The sequence below is a fragment of the Croceibacterium selenioxidans genome (genome assembly GCF_018599195.1).
Classification (GTDB): domain Bacteria; phylum Pseudomonadota; class Alphaproteobacteria; order Sphingomonadales; family Sphingomonadaceae; genus Croceibacterium_A; species Croceibacterium_A selenioxidans.
Genome location: NZ_JAHFVK010000002.1, coordinates 1 through 17,486, shown reverse-complemented (window position 1 = coordinate 17,486; position 17,486 = coordinate 1). Strand labels below are relative to the sequence as shown.

The 17,486-nt window shown below is 60.6% G+C and carries 15 protein-coding genes and 2 pseudogenes; 4 read left to right on the top strand and 13 right to left on the bottom strand.

Annotated features, from left to right (window positions below; translation table 11 throughout):
* Positions 1–341 precede the first annotated feature (341 nt).
* Positions 342–1,238 (top strand): hypothetical protein, encoded by an 897-nt coding sequence (locus KK137_RS09115; protein ID WP_214536134.1) that lies wholly within the window; start codon positions 342–344, stop codon positions 1,236–1,238.
* 397 nt (positions 1,239–1,635) lie between these two features.
* On the opposite strand, the gene KK137_RS09110 is transcribed toward KK137_RS09115, so the two are convergent.
* Genes KK137_RS09110 through KK137_RS09065 form a run of 10 tightly spaced genes read right to left on the bottom strand, consistent with a single transcriptional unit; the run spans position 1,636 to position 9,811 of the window.
* Positions 1,636–1,998 (bottom strand): TrbC/VirB2 family protein, encoded by a 363-nt coding sequence (locus KK137_RS09110; protein WP_214536133.1) that lies wholly within the window; start codon positions 1,996–1,998, stop codon positions 1,636–1,638.
* 6 nt (positions 1,999–2,004) lie between these two features.
* Positions 2,005–2,994, bottom strand: coding sequence for a P-type DNA transfer ATPase VirB11 (gene virB11 / locus KK137_RS09105; protein WP_250893806.1), 990 nt, complete (start codon positions 2,992–2,994; stop codon positions 2,005–2,007).
* Complete coding sequence (locus KK137_RS09100) at positions 2,984–4,036, bottom strand: TrbI/VirB10 family protein (RefSeq protein ID WP_214536131.1); 1,053 nt, start codon at positions 4,034–4,036, stop codon at positions 2,984–2,986. Before KK137_RS09100 ends, virB11 begins: the two co-directional genes overlap by 11 nt.
* Entirely contained in the window at positions 4,033–4,686 is a 654-nt protein-coding gene (locus KK137_RS09095) for a TrbG/VirB9 family P-type conjugative transfer protein (protein ID WP_214536130.1), read from the bottom strand. The genes KK137_RS09100 and KK137_RS09095 overlap by 4 nt, the downstream gene beginning before the upstream one ends.
* Before the next feature lie 59 nt (positions 4,687–4,745).
* A complete protein-coding gene (locus KK137_RS09090) occupies positions 4,746–5,510 on the bottom strand; it encodes a VirB8 family type IV secretion system protein (protein WP_214536129.1) in 765 nt (254 codons plus the stop codon).
* On the bottom strand, positions 5,507–6,712 hold the full coding sequence (locus tag KK137_RS09085) for a TrbL/VirB6 family protein (RefSeq protein ID WP_214536128.1): 1,206 nt from the start codon (positions 6,710–6,712) through the stop codon (positions 5,507–5,509). Before KK137_RS09085 ends, KK137_RS09090 begins: the two co-directional genes overlap by 4 nt.
* 2 nt (positions 6,713–6,714) lie before the next feature.
* Positions 6,715–9,090, bottom strand: a complete 2,376-nt coding sequence (locus KK137_RS09080) for a VirB4 family type IV secretion/conjugal transfer ATPase (protein ID WP_214536127.1) — start codon at positions 9,088–9,090, stop codon at positions 6,715–6,717.
* Positions 9,069–9,356: a VirB3 family type IV secretion system protein gene (locus tag KK137_RS09075; protein WP_214536126.1), complete on the bottom strand. Its 288-nt coding sequence runs from the start codon at positions 9,354–9,356 to the stop codon at positions 9,069–9,071. The genes KK137_RS09080 and KK137_RS09075 overlap by 22 nt, the downstream gene beginning before the upstream one ends.
* Before the next feature lie 17 nt (positions 9,357–9,373).
* The gene (locus KK137_RS09070; RefSeq protein ID WP_214536125.1) at positions 9,374–9,610 is read right to left on the bottom strand and encodes a TrbC/VirB2 family protein; all 237 of its coding nucleotides are present in this window, start codon (positions 9,608–9,610) and stop codon (positions 9,374–9,376) included.
* A gap of 15 nt (positions 9,611–9,625) precedes the next feature.
* Positions 9,626–9,811 carry a hypothetical protein gene (locus KK137_RS09065; RefSeq protein WP_214536124.1) on the bottom strand — a complete coding sequence of 62 codons (186 nt, stop codon included), beginning with the start codon at positions 9,809–9,811 and terminating at the stop codon, positions 9,626–9,628.
* Positions 9,812–9,981: 170 nt separating this feature from the next.
* On the opposite strand from KK137_RS09065, the gene KK137_RS16740 reads away from it, so the two are divergent.
* From KK137_RS16740 to KK137_RS16885, 3 genes and pseudogenes are all read left to right on the top strand, one after another.
* Complete coding sequence (locus KK137_RS16740; protein ID WP_214536123.1) at positions 9,982–14,442, top strand: RHS repeat domain-containing protein; 4,461 nt, start codon at positions 9,982–9,984, stop codon at positions 14,440–14,442.
* Between the two features lie 708 nt (positions 14,443–15,150).
* Positions 15,151–15,378 carry a hypothetical protein gene (locus tag KK137_RS09055; protein ID WP_214536122.1) on the top strand — a complete coding sequence of 76 codons (228 nt, stop codon included), beginning with the start codon at positions 15,151–15,153 and terminating at the stop codon, positions 15,376–15,378.
* A 55-nt stretch (positions 15,379–15,433) separates the two neighbouring features.
* Positions 15,434–16,069 (top strand): annotated as a pseudogene (locus KK137_RS16885) (RHS repeat-associated core domain-containing protein); the annotation flags it as partial.
* Here the strand turns inward: KK137_RS16885 and KK137_RS16880 are convergent.
* The 3 genes and pseudogenes from KK137_RS16880 to KK137_RS09040 form a co-directional block, all read right to left on the bottom strand.
* A pseudogene (locus KK137_RS16880) lies at positions 15,977–16,233 on the bottom strand (hypothetical protein); the annotation flags it as partial. The pseudogenes KK137_RS16885 and KK137_RS16880 sit on opposite strands and share 93 nt — an antisense overlap.
* Positions 16,234–16,314: 81 nt before the next feature.
* Positions 16,315–17,253, bottom strand: a complete 939-nt coding sequence (locus KK137_RS09045) for a hypothetical protein (RefSeq protein WP_214536121.1) — start codon at positions 17,251–17,253, stop codon at positions 16,315–16,317.
* A 3-nt stretch (positions 17,254–17,256) separates the two neighbouring features.
* Positions 17,257–17,486, bottom strand: a 230-nt coding sequence (locus KK137_RS09040; RefSeq protein WP_214536120.1) for a hypothetical protein, incomplete at its 5' end; no start/stop codon positions are given.

Here is a 17,486-nt window from a genome sequence, read left to right as displayed (position 1 = left end):
CAGATACATTTGATCTGACAGCGCCTCAGCCGCGATGCGATCGACCAGACTCAGCAAGGCGTGGCGGAACGCGGCGCCAAGAACTACCCGGTCCAGCCCGGTCTACGCTGGGCGCATTCGCCTCAACTAGTGCACCGTCGGCAACGGCACGCAGCCGATTGGTCCGAGCTTCGCCGTCCAGGCCGAAATCAAAACCGGCGAACGGCGGATCGTCCCGTATTTGCTCTCGCCCATCGCGTAGAACCTGGATGACGCCGGGCGCGAACGCTGAGTCGCAAGTTGGGTAAACTGCGTAAAGCGCCGCAATCCCCGCTCCGATAGCCTTCCATAGGGAGGACCTTATGAACTGCTATGAATTACACGATTTTTACCAGCGCCGCGCCGATTCTATTTTCGTCCGCTACAAAACCGCAATCACAATCCTCTTGGGGTTCTTCTTTGGTGGCTGGACTTTGGCTCAGCTAATCGGACCGCCTGCCAACCAGACACTAGATGCTGCCACTTTCGTACTTGCGATAATGATCCTCTTTGGCGTCCATGAGAGGCTCAGGGTGGACAAAATGCTTCGGCTGAACGCCAAAGACTATGCGCGGGACCATCAGGCACTGTTCCCGGATCGGCCCCGCATTCCCTTCTTGGGTGTCGATGCAGGCTCGTTTGTCGATGTGACACCGGAAGTGGTGCCGGAGACGCCTACGCCGCAGGGGTTTGCAGCCCGGGAAGACCCTGGCTTCACCGCATTCTGGATATGCATCGGCTATGTGATTGGAATGTGGTTTCTAATGGCCATGCCAGCATGGGGCTTGTTGTCCGTTTGGAAATCGATTGCCGTCGAGAGTCAGGGCGTTGTTTCCCTCTCGCCTATCGGTCACGCGGCACTTCTTGCCATCGGGTTGGCGACGTTCTTCTTTTCGCTTGGAATAGGTGGCTTTGCGCGGGCCTTCATCCGGCCTGAAATGGTGGGCCCTTGGTGGCTCCTTGGTGTCGGATGCATCCTCTTTCTAGGACTGCCCTTCCTATTTGACTCAATTCGAAACATCGCGACTACCTTGGGGGCTTGGGATCAGGGCGACAACGCGACGATCGTGGCTTTTCTTACCTTTTGGATTTTGATGATCGGCTATGCCGCGAAAGTTCTATGGGATGAGTTGCGTGACAGGGTTGCTGCTAAATTTCCTGGCTTTGGGACAAGCTCCACACCGGCATTCGATGGTGCGTTGGAACGGCCCCGCGAATAAACGTCTCAGGTTGGGGCAGGTGCATCTGGTCCAAATGCCCGCGCTTCGACGGAAGTCGAGCATCCGGTTTACCTGTCTCTATTTTACTTCTGCCGCAAAGTTGGAACCAAATCCGTTCCACCAGAAACGCACCGTTTCGTGGCAGAGGTCGATCCCGCCCTCAAACAGCAGATCCTCAAGGTTGCGAAGCGACAGTGGGGAGCGGGCGTACACCATCACAACAAGTCGGATAATCGCCGGCGACGAGTTGACGCGTCGAAACGGACTTGACGGTAACGCTGCGGATTTGCGGCCCATTTTCCGCCCTAGCGGCTTCGCATCCTGACAGCCACGTCGGTCTGACAGCCCCCAATCTGTCTTTCAGAATGATTTGCGCGGCCCGTCGTCTTTTGAGCTATCATTCGACTCGCAGAGATGCTCCCGCATAAGGGTCGTAATTGGCTGGCGGCAAAGGAGGTGGCTGAGGTGTCGGCTCGGCCCGAGGTTCCTCGACCACGCCGACCCGTGACGCCGTCTCCGTGAGCCCGTGCAGGCCCGCAGCTATGACGGGCGCGCCCAGGAGGACAAAACACCCGATGGTTATGCGCAGCGCATCGCGGACGGCCAAACGGCCGGACATGAGCAGCAGCCCGACCCACGCCACGGCGATTACGCAAAGACCGATCGCCAGGCTCCCGAGTAGCGTGCTCGATAGCCACTTCGAGGCCGACGTGAGTGCCGAGCCTGAGGGGGCATCGAACAGCGAGGGCGCAACCGTCATGGTCTATCAGCCCTTCACCAGCACTTGGGCGACCTTGCGCAACCCGGCACGCCGTTCGAGTTGAACGAAGACGTCGATGCTTTCGCGAACATAGTGGCGCACGTCCTCGCGGCTAAGGCGCGAGCCGGCTTGGAGAACCAAGAGTGCGAGTTGTTCGACCGATCGCGAAGGGCTGTCGGCGTGGATCGTGGTCATCGACCCGGGATGGCCGGTGTTGACCGCGCGAAGGAAGGTGAAGGCTTCAGAACCGCGCAACTCGCCGAGGATAATGCGATCGGGGCGCATGCGCAGCGAAGCGATCAGCAGGTCCTCAGTGCTGACTTCGGCTTCGCCGAGCGCGCTGCGAGCGGCGAGCAAACCGACCGAGTTCAGATGGGTCATTTCAAGCTCAGCCGTGTCCTCGATCAGGATGAGCCGCTCTTCGCTCGGAATTTCCCGCAACAGCGCACCAAGGAACGTGGTCTTGCCGGTCGAGGTCCCGCCCGAGACGAGGATGTTGCGGCGATCACGCACCGCTCTTCGCAGCGTCTCGCGAACTGCGGTCGCGGCGACGGGCACAAGCGCTGCCTCGCGCTCGAGCGAGACCGTTTCGCTCCGCACGTCCTCAAAGGCGCCGGCGTCAGCATATTCATCGAGCGACGGGCTCACCGCGATATGTCGGCGGATAGCCATGACATGACCCCCGCGCGTCGCGGGTGGAGCGGCAATCTGTACGCGCGACCCATCGGGAAGGCTGGCGGCGAGCAGCGGATGCTCGCGGTTGATGCCTTGTGCGCTGGCCGCCGCGATCTGCCGCGCCAGACGCGCGAGCACCGCCTCGGTCAACGCCGGACAGGCGTGGCGCTCGATCGAGCCGCCAAGCGCCTCGACCCAGACCTCCTGCTCACGGTTAACGTAGATGTCGGTCACGTCCGCCCGTTCAAGCCAGGCCGAGAGCGGCGCGAGCAGGCTGTCGAGATAGTACCCGGCGGCCGGAGCAAGTGTATCAGCGGTCAACGGTCGAGAAATCCAGATCGCGGGCGACGAAGACCGACACGCTTGTACCCTGCTCGACCTTGAGGGTGCGCTGCACATCGCCTTGTGCCTGTTGCGCAGTGACCTGTTGGGTGCTGCCGGGCAAGGCCACGATCACCGCCTGGTCGTCCGTCACCGCCCGGGTGGCAACGCCGACCCCGATATCGAGCACCGATTGCAGAATGGCCCCGCCGTAGCGCGCGAGGAAGTTGCTGTTGACCTTGCCATGCACGCCGGTTCGACCGAGCGGGTCTGCAGCGGGACTGTCGAGGTCGATCACCACCGCGTCGGGCCGGGTGAGCCGATGCCACTGGACGAGCGCGCGGCGCTGGCCGGCGGCAAGATCGGACGTGTATTCGCCGTAGATCCGGCTGCCGCGCGGGATCAGGATCCGGCTGCCGTCGAAGCTCTTCACGTCGCGCGAGACGATCGCGCGTACGCCGCCCGCGCGGGTGGAATCGAGCGCCGTTTCCAGAACCGCGGCGATGACCGTTCCCTGGGGTACGGTGAGCGAGGGATTGAGCAGGTGCCCGGCTGTCACTCGATCCTTCCCGTCCCGTTCCGATGTGGCCGCCGTTTCGGGCTGGGCGGGGCGTTCGATGATCGCCGGCACTGGAGGGCGCTGGACAAACTGGGGGGCCGGTTCCGGGATAAACGGAGCGGCGGGCGCGGGCCGCTCGACGAACCTGGTGACGACCTGCGGCGCTGGCGAAAAGGTCGGATCAGAGGGGAGACGGCCACGAAGCACGGGGCTATAACCCTGCTCGACCGGCGGTTCGAGCCAGGTTTGGGGTACAGCGAGCGGGGGCGGGGCGCCGATCATGCCACCGGTCTGGCTGGCGGGCAGCGCCGTCGCGGCGACCATGTCCTGCCGGCGGTTGTTGAGCGCGTTGAACAGCAACGCGCCGCCGACAAGCAAGCCCGCGCCGAACAGCCACAGGCCGAGATTGCCGGGATTGGCCGTGCGGACCACGGGACGGATATCGGCTGAGGATTGAGGCGGGTCGATGGCGGCCTCACTCATCGCTCGCTCCTCTCGCGGCGGGCCCGCACGCGCAGCTTGTCGATGCGGAACACGAGCTCGCTATAGACCCGATCTATGGTGAAGAGATCGCCGCGCATATAGCCGTCGACGACCTCTTCCTGACCCGAGGCACCGATGCCGAATACGGCGGGAAGCGACTGGTTGGCCGCCCACTCGATATAGGTGCGCTCCCCGTCGTCACCCATGCGGACGGGGCGCAGGGTTCTCTCGCCCGACAAGCGATAGGTACCTGTCCAGAGGGCTGGGTCGGAAGCAGTTGAAGGGCCCATCGTTCCAGCAAACGCGGGGTACTCCGGCGAACCGACAAACCGCACGACATAGGCGGCAGCTAGGCCTTCGCCGGTGTCGAGATCGAACTCGTAGCGCCGTTGCGCGCCCTCGACGAGCAGCGTGGCGCTCGCGTCGGGCCGAAGCGGCAGGATGTTGAGGCTGTCACCGCCGGCGGTGACCCGAACATCGAACGCGCCCCGGTCCGACAGCACGACACGGCTGATGCGATCACCGGGCAGGAGCATCAGGGTCAAGTTCGCCCCGGGAAAGGCCACGAGGCGTACCGGTCGGGACGGATCGTAGGCGACGGTCTGCAAGCGCGGATCATCGCTCCCCGGAATGGGGGCAATTTGGGCCATGGCTCCCGCACTCCCGGCGGAGGCCAAAACCAGAGCAGCAAGGACCTTCAGGCCTCCCTTCATGGCGTGGGCGCTTCGCCGGGGCGCTGCGGCAACGCCGGGCGGTGCTGCGGCGCGGGCGTAAGGTCCTGCGCGGCTTCCTCAGGCAGCGTTTCGGCATCGCGGCGATAGCGGGTGACCTGGAAGCCCAGCGGATTGGTCAGTCGGTCCTCGGCGCTCATGGCGGCGTCGGCATATTGATAGGTGAGGATCGCCTGCCAGGTCTGCGCGACCTGCGGACGGCCGCCCGGATCGGAGCGAATGGTCGAGAAACGCACCATCGCGGTGTTGGCCGAGAGCGAGGACACGCTGCGGATCTGCACGTCGACCGTGGCGCGGCGGGGCAGGCTGGCAAGCAGGCTTGCCGGGTTGCCGGCGTTCATTTGCGCCAGGTAGCGATCGCGGGCTTCACCGGTCGACCACAGGCCCACGCGGCGATAGCTCTCCTGCAGGCTGTCGACGTCGAAGCTCTCACGGGCGATAACATATTGTACGAGGAACGAGCGGGTCAGCGCGGCGTCGGCGGTGAGGCCGTCGTTCTCGAGCGACTTCAAGGGTTCGACATAGCCGGTCTGCCGATCGACGAGCAGGGTGTAGGGGACGTCGCGCTTCAGCGGGACGAGCGCCACGAGCGCGAACGCTTCGACAAGCGCGATCGTGCCGGCGAGCCCTGCCGCGATCCAGGCGAGGCGGAGCGAGCGGTTCGCCGCACGCTGGCGATCGTGCGACCAGCTTTCGGCTTCCTGGAAATACGCCTCGAGGCGTTCGTTGCTCATGTCGTTCATGGGTGATTGTCCCGTCGGCGCTGGGCCGATGTATCGCGGCGCAGGGTCCAGCGGTGGCTGCTGCCGAGCGGCTCAGTCAGCGAGCCCGTGGAATACCCGGTCGGTGCCGGCAATAGACCGGGGCCTGAAGCCATACCGATCTGCCTGATCCGGTCGCCGCTGGCCGCAGAGGCTTTTTCGCGCCGCACCTGCAGCGCGACGGCTTCGCTCACCGCCAGCGCCCGGGAATGAGCCGCGATCTCGCTGTGCCCCGCAGGCATGAGCGTAGACGATCCGGCCAGCGGCAGAGGCCTGTCGGCCCTGAACGCTGGCAAACGTATCGACCAGCTGTTCTGGAAGGCGACCTTGCCGAGCAGGTACAGCAGACCGTTGGTCGCAATAGTAAAGGCTACTACAAGCGCAAGCAGCTCGGTTGGAGCGGTGGGGGTCGCATAGCCCAGGTTGCGGCGATTGAGCGCGTCGGCGAGCCAGGGTTCCATGATCGCGATCTCGACCGACAACAGTACCGTCAGGCCAAGCGAGCCCAGCGCGACGAGGACCAGGCCGCGAACCCATCCCGCAAACAGCCCGCGCGAAAAGTCGAACAGCAGCAAGCCCGCGACGAGCGGCATCAGGGCGAGCAGCAGCCCGGCCGCGATGCGTAGCAGCGCGAGCGGGCCAATCGTCGCGGCAAGGAACAGCGGACGCGACCAGCCCAGGCCCGTCTCGTCGGTCAGCGCAATCGAGCGGAAGCCGCTAGTGACCTGGCTATCGACTAGCTGTCCGGTCTGTCGACCGGTACCGGTGAAGGTCAGCGCGGCAATACCACTGTCGATTGCCTGCAGCCGCTCGGTGAAGCCGGCGCGCGGATCGGGAAGCGTCGAGGGCATCATCGTGGACGCCACCTCGGCCGGACCATAGAGCACGGTATCGTAGGCGAGGGTGCGCCAGGCAGGCCAGCTCGCCGCGAGGGTGAGCACGATCCCGATCTTGAGGACGGCGTTGACCAGATCCCGCGGCCCGTCGCCCGCTCCGAACAGCAGGCGGATGCCGTAGAGAGCGATGAACAGCGTCAGCAGCGCGCTCAGCAGGACCGCCGCGGGCGAGCCCGCCTGCGCCAGCGACTGGAACCCGAAGCTGCCCAGCGTCTGCGCCTGGCAGTCGAGGTGGCTCAGCGTGTCGACCAGAAAGCGGTTGCCGGTGGTGACGGTCGGGCAGGCCATGCTCAGGCAGCCTGCTGCAGCAACAGCTTGAGCCAGTTGTCCGGCGGCGTGCCGTCCTTGCGCACGAGGCTGTCGAACAGGCGCACGGTGCTCTCGCGGCCCGAGAGCACGGTCAGCAGCTCCTGCTCGCCGGTAAGGTTGAGCCGGGCGACAACGCTCTCCTTGCCGTGCTTGACGAGGAAGCAGTGCGAATTGTCGGGCAGCGTGCGGATCAGCTCGTACTCGTGCGGCGTCAGCCCAAAGCCGTTGATGTAGTCCTCGGCCCGGGCCTTGGGATTGATCATGAAGATCTGCGTCGCCGCCTGCTCGATGATCGCGCTCGATATCCGGCTTTCGAGCGCATCCTGCGCGCTTTGCGTCGCAAAACCGACCACGCCGTTGCGCTTGCGGATGGTCTTCTCCCAATCCTTGATCCGGCGCACGAACACCTCGTCGTCGAGCGCCTTCCAGCCCTCGTCGACGACGATGATCGCCGGGCGGCCGTCGAGCCGCTCCTCGACGCGGTGGAAGAAGTAGAGCAGCGCTGGTGTCCGCGTCCGCGGATCGTCGAGGATCGCGGTCATGTCGAAACCGACGGTGTCGGCAGCAAGGTCGGTCAGGTCGCGTTCGTTGTCGAACAGCCAGGCGCGGTCGCCTGTACCCCACCAGGGCTTAAGGCGCGAGTAGAGGTCTGCCGAATGCGGCCGGCCATAGCCGCGGAACAGTTCGACGAGATGCCGTAGCCGGCGGCGCTCCGCCGGTTGAGCGTAGTTGGCCTCAATCGCGTCCTGGACCGGCTGGAGTTCGCCGCTCTCAAGCCCGCCGGCGAGCAGTTCGAGCCATTCGAGAAGGAACTGCCGGTTGGTGGGCGTATCGGGCAATTGCAGCGGATTGAGGCCCGAGGCTTCGCCCGGGCGAAGCCGGTCATACTGGCCGCCGATCGCGCGGATGAACAGTTCGGCACCGCGATCCTTGTCGAAGAAGATTATCCTGGGATCAAACTTGCGCGCCTGGGCGAGTAGAAAGTTCATCACCACGGTCTTGCCCGAACCCGAGGGCCCGATGACCGTGAAGTTGCCGAGGTCGTGGTGGTGGAAGTTGAAGAAGTAAGGTCCCGCCGCCGTCGTCTCGAACAGGGTGACCGCCTGGCCCCAGTGATTGCCGCGGGCCTTGCCGACGGGGAAATTGTGCAGGCTCGCCAGCCCGGCAAAGTTGCGGGTCGAGACGAGGCCCTGACGGGCATTGTACTTGAAGTTCCCCGGGAATTGGGCCCAGAACGCGGGTTCGAGCGCGATGTCCTCGCGCACGGCGTTGATCCCGAGATCGCCGAGCAGCGCGATCACCTCGGCGACGTTGGCATTCAGTTGTTCGGGATCATCCGAATGCACCGCTATCGTCGTGTGGTGTTCGCCAAAGGCCGCGCGGCCGGCGGCGACGTCGTCCTTCGCCTGGACGAGTTCGTTCCTCAGGCTCAGCGCATCGTCCTCGGCCGAACGCATGCGCCTTAGCGCCAGGTTCATCTTGCCGAGTGCCTGACTGCGTTCGACGAAGGCAAAGCTCTGGCTGACATGCATCTCGCAGGGCAGGCGATAGAGCTCGTCGAACATCCCCGGCATGGTCTGCCCGGGGTAATCCTTGACCGAGACGATCCCGACAAACTTGCGCGGCAAAGCGCCCGCAGTGCCCAGTTCCACGGTGTCCTGCCCGAAGCTGATCCTCCGCCAGGGCAGGTGCATGCCGAAATCACCATGTGGCAGGCCTACGGGGCGCATCTCGCCGTTGAACAGACACGAGAGGAACTCGAGGGGTTCGGAGCGGAAACCCTCGGGGGTCTCATAGATGCCGAGCGTGCGCGGCGAATAAGGGCTGAGAGCGGCGATCAGCGCTTCGCGTGCGGCGTCGAGCGAGCGCTTCTCGGCTGCGAGCGACGCATTGTCTCGGCCGCCCGCCTTGGCAAACAGACCCTGCAGCCGATCAGCCCACCCCAGGCGCCCCCGGAGCGGGCGCCGCAGGATCGTCAGGAACAGCTCGTTGACGTACATCTGCTTGCCCGCGAGGCGCTCGCGCCAGCGGGCATCGAGCTTGCGCGAAAACTCGTCCGGGTATTGGCTCTCGAGCGCCGCCTCGGCGCGCCGGCGGATGACATGGTGATGGACCGCAAAACGCGAGGAACCGATCGTCCGCAGCATCGCGTCGCGCAACTCGGCTCGGTAGTTGAGCTCATCGCTATCGGCGGTCTCGAACAGCAGGCCGCCCAGATGGATCGTCTGCATCAGCAGACCATCGCGCAGCTCAATTGTCTGCCCGTCGACATGCCGGGCATAGGGCAGGTGCGATCCGGCTGCCTTCTCGCGCCGGGCGAGGTCGCGGTTGCCGCTTAGGGACGGTAGGAATTGCATCGCCAGAACGCGTAATTTTTGACCCTCGGACAATGCCGCACGCGAGAAAGCCAGAGATCGACGATGCGCGGCTCGCGCAAGCTCGCGATCATGCCAACCAGATGGATGAGAAGGGCCGCAAGCAGCACCCACAGGCTCTTGAAGATGAGAAACAGCTCGACCGCCAGCACGGCGTTGATCACGAAGAAGCTGTAGGTGACGCCGGCGAACATCTGCGGACGGGTGAGGGCTACGAACAGCGTATCACGGCGAAGTTCGCCAGCCATCGTGCCTCTCCGACTGATTAGCCGCCAATGGCGGTGGCGCGAATTCCGGCAACGATGCTGGCGGCGCCGAACAGCACAAAGCACCCGACAATGACTACTGCGCCGTGCCGCCAGTTGATGCGGCCGGTCAGCATCAAGAAGCCCACAGCCGCCACCGCAATGACGGCGACGGTCGTGGCGACGGTACCGAGAAGCGTTCCCTGAAGCCAATTGACGGCATTGACGAGGACGCCGGAGCCAGCAGGATCAGTCATCACCAATCTTGCGCGTCACGCGCCAGTCGTGGCGACGTTAGTGCGGTTGCCGTCCTTGTCGAGCTTGTAGACGGTCTGTTCGTTATTGTTGACCGAGCCGGTCCGCACAACCTTCACCAGTCGTCCGCGCGCGTCATAGGTGTAGGTCACGGTTTCGTACGCCGAGGGGTTGGGCGAAGCCAACGGGGCCGCGGATCCCATTGCAATTGCCGCAGCTAATATCTTGAGCATGAAGCCTCCGATCAGTTCTCGAAGAGCACTAACCCACCAGCACGCCAGTCACGATAGGTAGTGCTACTTATCGACGACCCCATGCCCACTCTGGAAATGGTCCCAATCGTTTGCGGCAGTTTCCAAAATAAGGGGCAATAGTGGACTTTTCTAACAACAAAGGCCTGGCGTTGAGCAACGGCGCGCGACTTTCGCGCACGCGTTCTTCCGCGAGATTGGCTCGGGAGGTGAGCCTCTTGGCCTTGTGCGCCTCATCGGTGTGCGTGCCGGGCGCGGCATTCGGTCAGGCGTTACCCACCGAAACTGCCCCCCTCGAAACGGCCCCCCAACGCGACGAGAACGGGGTCGACATTACGAGTCAACGGTTCGGAATGACCGATCCGGCGACGTCGATATCGAGTGGACCGCTATTGCGATACGAATACGTAATCAGTGAAGACGTTTCAGATGCGCGCCCGGAAATTGCTCGCCTAGTTCTTCATAACTGGCAGGGAGGTACGTCGGGTTCATGGGTTACCGTATCGTACGAGTCAGGTGGACCATATGTCTTTGGATCAAAGGCTCATAAGACGTTTGATCAAGTTTCGACCAGTCCACGGAAATGGCAATCGCGCAATGGCGATCATTCCTACATCGTCGAGCAAGGCGTAGACGAGTTTCTCTATCACACTGCTGAAGGTAGCAAGATTACCTTCAAACAGTACAGGTCGGCTCGCGGTTGGGGCGGCGCATGGCACGTCAGCAAGGTGCAATATCCAATCGGCGAAATCGTAACAATTTCGAACAGACTGGTGGATATCGATCCGGGCAAGGCGGTCCTATACAATTATGTTGGACCGCAAACAATAAGTGACAACTATGGGAACATGCTTCAATTCGAATATAAGAATGTCACGATTGGATCCTCAAGTCCTTTAAAAATAGTGGCGGTCAACGCCATAAACATGGCGGTAAATAGCTGCGCAATCGGGTCGAATGCCTGCACGCCAACGTCTGGCGCGCCGCGTCTGACTTTCGCTTACAACGTGGACAAGATTTCCGTCACGAACGCGGCCGGGCAAACCACCACGGTTTCGAAGACGGCCTCAACTAATCCCGTAGCCGAAGGGGGAAGTCGGGCCATCAGCATCAGGCGGCCGAGCGGTACCGCTGGTGGGTTCGACAACATTCGGGTTGAAGCACAGAAGTCGGTTTCCGGGCCAGTCAAATCTGTCACCCGGAACGGCCAGACCTGGACATACAATTGGGCTCTTGCGTCATTGCCTGCAACATCGAGTGGAACGGTTACGGATCCTGCCGGCGCCAAGACCACTTATACATTTCGGTATGATCCCAGCGAGAACCAGAACTCCAGACTATTGTCCGTCAAAGATGCTCTGAACAACGCTACGAGCTACTCCTACGATGCGAAGTTCCGCCTGAGCCGCATCACTTACCCGGAGGGCAACTATCTCCAGCTGACACGCGACAGCCTGGCCAACATCACCGAGCGCCGTTCGGTTGCCAAGACGCCGGGGACGCCGGCGGACATTGTCGAGAAGGCAACTTTCCCGACTTCATGTGCCAACCTTGTGACCTGCCGCAAACCTACGAGTACGACCGACGCTAGAGGACAGGTGACCAACTACGCGTACGACCAGACGCACGGCGGCGTGACCTCTATCAAGTTGCCCGCGGATGCGAACGGCGTGCGGCCTGAGACTCGCGTCACCTACTCGCCGCGACAGGCCTATTATCGGAACAGCTCGGGATCGATCGTCGCGTCGGGCTCGAACATCACTTTACCCACTCAGGTCTCGGCTTGCCGCACGACTGCGAGCTGTGCTGGCGGCACTGATGAACGGAAGGTCGTCATCAACTACGGCCCACAAGCAGCGGGGACTGCGAACAATCTTCTGCCGGTCAGCGAGACCATATCGCGGGGCGACGGTGCCCTCGCCGCGACCACCACGCGGTCTTACGACAGCGCCGGCCGCGTGGTCGCTGTCGACGGACCACTTCCGGGCGCGGGCGATACGACGCGCGTGCGCTACAATGCCGCGGGTCAAGTCGTGGGCGAAATAAGGCCCGATCCTGATGACGCCGGAACGGCGAAGTTTCAGGCGACACGCTATAGCTACAACGCGAATGGTCAGCTTTATATGGCCGAGAAAGGTACGGTAAACAGCCAGTCGGACGCCGATTGGGCGGCATTCAGCCCGCTAAGCAATACACTCGTCGAGTTCGACACTTACGGACGACCTGTGCGGCAGAAATTGAGGCACAACACAACTGACCATCAGGTGATCGACACCCGCTATGACAGTCTTGGGCGAGTGCAATGCACGATCCTGCGGATGGATACGGCGAGTTGGGGCACCCTACCGTCGAGTTGCAGCCCTACTCAAACCAACGGGGCGCATGGCCCTGACCGCGTGACTTACAACACTTACGATGCACTTGGCCGGGTGAAGATGGTCACGAGCGGTTATGGCACGAGTGCCGCAGCAAATGATCGGAGCCTTACTTTTACGCCCAATGGCAACGTAGCGACGGTCAAGGACGCCGAGAACAACCTAACGACCTACGAATACGATGGACATAGCCGCCTTGTGAGGACGCTGTTCCCGTCAACGACCAAGGGTGCCGATAAGAGCTCGGCCACCGATTACGAACAACTCGGTTACGACGCAGTTGGCAACGTCACGAGTTTTCGAACCCGACGCGGAGAGACGCTGACATATGGCTACGACAATCTCGGACGGCTCACGTCCAAGATCGTGCCCGAGAGGTCCGGTCTCGCCACTGCGCACTCGCGTGATACCTATTTCGGCTACGATCTGTTCGGAAACCTGACCTACGCCCGGTTCGACAACGCGTCGGGGCCGGGTGTCACGAACACCTACAACGCGCTCAGCCAACTTACATTTGCGACAACTAACGTTGACGGGACCGCGCGAACTCTCGCGTACCAATACGACGTTGCGGGCAATCGGACGGAATTGACTCATCCGGATGGCAAATATCTCACATATAACCGAAATTCTTCCGGGGCGCTAAGCACACTAAATCAGAACGGGGCGTCTCTCTTTTATCTGGCGCGCACTCCAGCAGGACAATTGTCGTATCTGTATCGCCTGAACACGGTTGAAGGTGCCTGGGGGCATAAGACCCATTTTGAATGGAACGCGCTTGGACGCTTCACGATGGTCGGGCACGAGATGACTGGGTCCTACGGTACGAGAAGCGATGTAACGTACAACCCCGCCGGCCAGATCGCCACTCGCTCCAGGAGCAATGACCATTATATCTGGAAAGATGGGGTCGATGTCACCCGTAGCTACACCGGCAACGGGCTCAATCAGTACACTGTAGTTGCGGGAAAGACCTTCGCATACGATGGCAACGGCAACCTGACCTCGGACGGTACAAATAGCTACACCTACGATGTGGAGAGTCGCCTGGTCGCTCGCTCAGGTGGCGGGACAAGCGCTAACATGGCCTACGATCCGCTAGGTCGTCTTTACGAGGTTACCGGCAGCACGACCGGGACCACGCGGTTCCTCTACGATGGCGGTGACATGGTGATCGAATACAGCACCGGCGGCACGGTACTGCGGCGCTATGTCCACGGAGCTAGCGCGGGCGACGATCCGATGGCGTGGTTTGAAGGCGGCGGCGTGAGCCATGCGGAACGCCGCTATCTTCATACCGACGAGCGCGGCTCGATCATTGCGGTGACCGACGGCGGCGGGAAGGTGGTCAATGTCAACAGCTACGACGAGTACGGCATCCCCGGCTCCAAGAACGTCGGCCGGTTCCAATACACCGGCCAGGCATGGCTGCCGGAACTGGGCATGTATTACTACAAAGCCCGGATGTACTCGCCCACGCTCGGCCGGTTCATGCAGGCCGACCCCATCGGATACGGCGACGGGATGAACCTGTACGCCTATGTCGGGAATGATCCGGTGAATTATCTTGATGGAACCGGCCTGGCCAAGGACTGTCCTCCAGGAACGCCTATGGGGACGCTCTGTGCCGATGTCGGCATGCCGGGGTCAGGAGGTCCGTCGGACCGGGTTGTTCGGGACATCGAGCGTTTCTACACAAACGGCGGATCACGTGCGCCGAGCCTGCTTACGATGATTCCGAGATATCCCGCCTTCTTTCCGACGACATTGGTTCATGCTTCGCCGCTACGGATGAAGAAGAGCGCCAGTTGCGAGATCCTCGATAGGCTACCGGGGACAAACATTTTTGCAAGCTCTGCGGGGATGGCGGGTTTGGGCCTTGTAGCAGGCGGTAGTGAAACCCTGACAATCGAAGACAACGGGCGAGTAAGCCTCACTAGCTCCATGCGTTTGGGCGCAGGAATCGCAGGGATAGCAAGTCCCATCTCAGGCGGAATGAATGGACAGGTGTCGTCAGATGGAAGATCATCTCTCGGTGAATATGGCGAAGTTGACGTCAAGATAGGCGTCTCCGCCAAAGACTTGTTGACTGGAGGAATAGGCGGAATCCTTAGTAAGGGCGGGGCTGGTTTTAATTACGGGGGAATTGTAGCATATATTCTTGGAGGTGAACAAGCAACGAGGACTATTTATGACTTCGGATGCTAGAGGGGTAGGCCCGGTATCTGCGGGCAAAATTATGCGGTCAATTGTTTATGGAACTCTTATTGCATTATGTTTAGATGTAATGCTATTTAATATTATACCGGAATTAGGGCTTATACTCGCCGTATTGATAGTTATTTCTTCTATATTTGGGCCTGTAACTGGATTATTTTTTTTGATTTCCGTGAAATGCCCGTGTTGTAGGGGGAGGTTCTTTTCAATAACATTTCCAGTTTGGCCATTTGAGAAGAACTGTAATAGTTGCGGCTGCTCTTGCGATATGTAAATGACGGCACGGGTGGGTGTTGATATGGTCTAGGTAAAGAAAAGGTCCCTACAAACGTCCAAAGGATTAAAAATATTTGCCTGCGTTTCGACCGCGATACCATTCATATTTCTTATTCTTGAATTTTTCACAATAACAAATGAAATGGAGAGGGGTATCGCAGGCATGGCTGGCCGAGGCGGCGTTGTAGCGGGCGGATCCGTTGGGGTGGAAGCGGGCTTGATATTCTCTAACGCGCAACAACCAAGCGATCTTGTAGGTAACGACACTGCTGTCAGCCTTAACGTTGGGCCAGTAGCTGTAAGCGGATCATTTGGTGAGAATGGCATATTCACATTGAGTGGGGGACCTTCGGCCGGCCTCTCGTTCGACGCCAGCATTTACGACATCCAAACAACGATCTTGCGGGAAGACGATTACTAAGCATGACTAAAGATAAGAAGTGGTTTACAAAAGTAGGTTCAGCGTATGTGCCAAATAATTTTGAGGGGTGCTTATTCATTTTATTAATAGTTGTACTATATTTTATATTCTTCGGCATAACAATTGCTATTTCTAAATTTATAGATGAGGATGTTGTATTACTTTTAAGGGTATTCATATTCGTGGTATTGCTTTTGACAGCTCTTGCGGTTGGAAACCGCCGGAGCTGAGATCGCATAGCGTTGTGACGGCAATGCACTCCAGCCCAACAGCTACGACGAGTACGGCATCCCCGGCTCCAAGAACGTCGGCCGGTTCCAATACACCGGCCAGGCATGGCTGCCGGAACTGGGCATGTATTATTACGAAGCCCGGATGTACTCGCCCACGCTCGGCCGGTTCATGCAGGCCGACCCCATCGGCTACGGCGATGGGATGAACCTTTACTCCTATGTCGGGAATGATCCGGTGAACCGGTTCGATCCGAGCGGGTTGCGAAAGTGTTCCGCCTCCGAGCTTACGACGATGAACCTGGGCCCGGGAGATATCGGGGTTTGCGCGGACAGGCCTCATCCCAACATTCCCAACCTGGGCGGCGAGGTCGGCCATTTCTACACACCGGGCGGGTCACGTCCGCCGAGCCTCCTCGCAATGATCCCGCGGTATCCGGGGTTCTTTCCGACCACGTTGGCGCATGCGTATAACGCGCCACAACATGACGATCGGTGTAGTGGGGGTAGAGCTTCGTTCGGTCTCGGTGCCGGGACAACGTTCTTCTTGGCTGATCGAGGTATTAGCTTCAATTTGGAAATTGGAGTTGCGCATGGAGCGCCAGTGACGAAAGCCACGCATTCGGCTCACGCGCCGACGCCGGACCTCTGCTGCGAACATCGGCCCGAACCGGTTCCACCAGAAACGTAACGTTTCGTGGCAGACGTCGATTCCGCGTTCGAACAGCAGATCCTCCACGTTGCGCAAGCTCAGTGGGAACCTGACGTCATCATCACCCCAAGACGGATGACCTCAGGCGACGAGTTGAAGCGGCGAAACGGGCGTGCTGGTAAGGCTCTGGATTTGCGTGTCATTTTCCGCCGCTAGCAGCTTCACGCACCGACTGCGACGTTCGTCTGACAAGACCCCACGTTGCTCTGAGAAAGCCATATCAATCAATAACCACTCAGGAAAGCCTTTACGCGGTCAAAGGCCACGTTGTTGTTGCTGCCGTCGACCCTATCTGCCCAGACATAGAGAAGCATGGATCGAGCGAGAGGCGGAATTCGGCCCGAAACGTTTAGAATGCGCCACTTGCCAGCCCCGATAGAGCGAGTAGCCATGGGGCTTACAACCATCCCGAGGCTAGTGTTGGATGCATCCCGGAAGTCGATAAAGACAACGGGATTTTCGCCCGCCGAGTAGGTGTCCGCAGCTGCGGCCTCCAGCATGGCGGAGACGGATCCGTTATCGATCTCCTTGGCGAAAGTGGACAGATCGACGACTTGGTACATTTTGGGAGCCGCGTTCGCCGTGGCGGTGAACGCATAAGTTCCGTCGATTGGCGTCATCGTGTGGCCGGAGGGATTGGCTGTTGTAGGGGTGAACCCACCCCCTTCCTGCGTCCATCCCGCCGTAGTTCCTGTTTCAGCACCAGGGTTCACGAGTGTCAACTCGGTCCATTCGGCACTCCCACTTCCAACCCCGGGCGCCGAACCGTTGGACGCTGCAGTTATTCTTCCCTTTGCGTCAACTGTCAGGGTCGGGTTGAGGTACGTGCCGGGCGTAACCCCGGTCGTCGACAACGTAGTGGCTACGCTTCCAGAGGTGGTCACATCGCCCAGAAGATCACCTCCCCTGACAACTTTGTCGCTGCTAAAAACGGCGATCTCGCCTGGCCTAGGGGCGCCCGACGTCGTGACCACCGCTTCGTTCGTGCTATCGGTGCAGCGTGCGAGGGCGTTGAAATTTTCCATGATCTCAGTGGCATCAGCCACTTCACCATTAGTCAGCACGTTGGGAACAGAGCACTCTGCGGAGGCAGGGGTTGCGCATACGGTGAACCCTAGGGCGGTGATAGCAAGAAACGATCTGGATCGGCTAAACAAGTTCATCTCCTATAATTGCGAACGCAGGAGTTTAAGAACTTCATCGGTCCCGGTCGTTACGTAATCACCGAGCACGCGGCCGTCGGCGTCGTAGATGAAGCGCCGGGTGGCGGTCGGGCTTAGCATCGCCACCCGGTCGTCGAGGCCGTTGTAGACATAGCTCTGCGCCCCGGCGTTCGAGCGGTTGTATTCGATCAGTCGACCGTAGCCGTCATAGGCCGTGGTCACACTCACTCCCC

Excerpts from the sequence above, each read along its gene's own strand:
- KK137_RS09115 (WP_214536134.1), top strand. The coding sequence starts at position 342 with ATGAACTGCTATGAATTACACGATTTTTACCAGCGCCGCGCCGATTCT.
- KK137_RS09110 (WP_214536133.1), bottom strand. The coding sequence starts at position 1,998 with ATGACGGTTGCGCCCTCGCTGTTCGATGCCCCCTCAGGCTCGGCACTC.
- KK137_RS09100 (WP_214536131.1), bottom strand. The coding sequence starts at position 4,036 with ATGAGTGAGGCCGCCATCGACCCGCCTCAATCCTCAGCCGATATCCGT.
- KK137_RS09095 (WP_214536130.1), bottom strand. The coding sequence starts at position 4,686 with ATGGCCCAAATTGCCCCCATTCCGGGGAGCGATGATCCGCGCTTGCAG.
- KK137_RS09090 (WP_214536129.1), bottom strand. The coding sequence starts at position 5,510 with ATGAACGACATGAGCAACGAACGCCTCGAGGCGTATTTCCAGGAAGCC.
- KK137_RS09085 (WP_214536128.1), bottom strand. The coding sequence starts at position 6,712 with ATGGCCTGCCCGACCGTCACCACCGGCAACCGCTTTCTGGTCGACACG.
- KK137_RS09080 (WP_214536127.1), bottom strand. The coding sequence starts at position 9,090 with ATGCAATTCCTACCGTCCCTAAGCGGCAACCGCGACCTCGCCCGGCGC.
- KK137_RS09075 (WP_214536126.1), bottom strand. The coding sequence starts at position 9,356 with ATGGCTGGCGAACTTCGCCGTGATACGCTGTTCGTAGCCCTCACCCGT.
- KK137_RS09070 (WP_214536125.1), bottom strand. The coding sequence starts at position 9,610 with ATGACTGATCCTGCTGGCTCCGGCGTCCTCGTCAATGCCGTCAATTGG.
- KK137_RS09065 (WP_214536124.1), bottom strand. The coding sequence starts at position 9,811 with ATGGGATCCGCGGCCCCGTTGGCTTCGCCCAACCCCTCGGCGTACGAA.
- KK137_RS09055 (WP_214536122.1), top strand. The coding sequence starts at position 15,151 with ATGACTAAAGATAAGAAGTGGTTTACAAAAGTAGGTTCAGCGTATGTG.
- KK137_RS09045 (WP_214536121.1), bottom strand. The coding sequence starts at position 17,253 with ATGAACTTGTTTAGCCGATCCAGATCGTTTCTTGCTATCACCGCCCTA.